The sequence below is a fragment of the Kitasatospora sp. NPDC059747 genome, from assembly GCF_042732955.1.
Taxonomy (GTDB): domain Bacteria; phylum Actinomycetota; class Actinomycetes; order Streptomycetales; family Streptomycetaceae; genus Kitasatospora.
Genome location: NZ_JBHWGV010000296.1, coordinates 1 through 1,036 on the forward strand (window position 1 = coordinate 1; position 1,036 = coordinate 1,036).

The following is a 1,036-nucleotide window of genomic DNA, read 5'->3' on the forward strand; positions in this document are numbered from 1 at the left end:
GATTGGGGCCTGGGTTTCGTTCTCAACTTCACCTGGGGTTTCACCGAAGGGCGGGTGGGCTTCGGCGTCGACGCCGTGGGCATGCTCGGCATCCGCCTGGATTCCGGCAAGGGGCGGCACTACAACCCCACCAGCACGGCGAGCAACGGCAATATCTTCCCCACCGACAGCGATGGTCGTGCGGTCAGCGACTTCTCCAGCCTGGGCCCGACCCTCAAGGCGCGGGTGGGCAACACCGAGTTCCGCTACGGCACCCTGCAGCCGCAACTGCCGGTGCTGTTCGCCAGCGACCGCCTGGTGTTCCAGACCTTCCGCGGCTTCCAGGTCGAGTCCAAGGACATCGACAACCTGACCCTGACCGCCGGGCGCATCGACCGGGTCAAGGAGCGTGGGTCGACCGACTGGGAAGGCCTGTCCATCGCCGGCTCCAACGCCACGGTCGACCCGGTCAACCCCGGGGTGAACACCACCCGCAGCACCCACGTCAACGAGTTCTGGTACGCCGGCGGGCGCTACAAGGTGTCGCCGGACCTGATGCTGCAGTACTACTACGCCAACCTGACCGACTTCTACAAACAGCACTTCGTCGGCGGCGTGTATGGCTTCAACCTCGGCCCCGGCCGGCTGACCACCGACGTGCGCTTCTGGAACAACAGCTCCGACGGGCGCAACGGCCACGACCCCGACTACTACAGCAGCGGCTACTACGGCAACGGCCGCACCCGTGGCGAAGTCGACAGCCGCCTGAGCAGCGTGCTGTTCACCTACGCGGTCGGTGCGCACTCGTTCTCCACCGGCTACCAGCAGGTGGATGGCGACAGCGACGCGGTGTGGGTCAACGAAGGGGCGGGCACCACCAGCTACTTCTTCACCGAAACCATGTCCGGCAAGTTCCAGCGCGCCGGCGAGCGCACCTGGCAACTGCGCTACCTGTACGACTTCGCCAGCGTCGGTGTGCCCGGCCTGACCTTCAAGACCAACTACTACAACGGCGACCACATCGAGACCGCCACCGGCGACAAGAAGGAATGGGCCC

Annotated in this window: 1 protein-coding gene; it reads left to right on the forward strand. The window is 65.8% G+C overall.

Annotated elements, in window-relative coordinates; genetic code table 11:
- Positions 1 to 54: 54 nt before the first annotated feature.
- Positions 55 to 1,036, forward strand: a 982-nt coding sequence (locus tag ACFV4G_RS43585) for an OprD family outer membrane porin (protein ID WP_380449234.1), incomplete at its 3' end; no start/stop codon positions are given.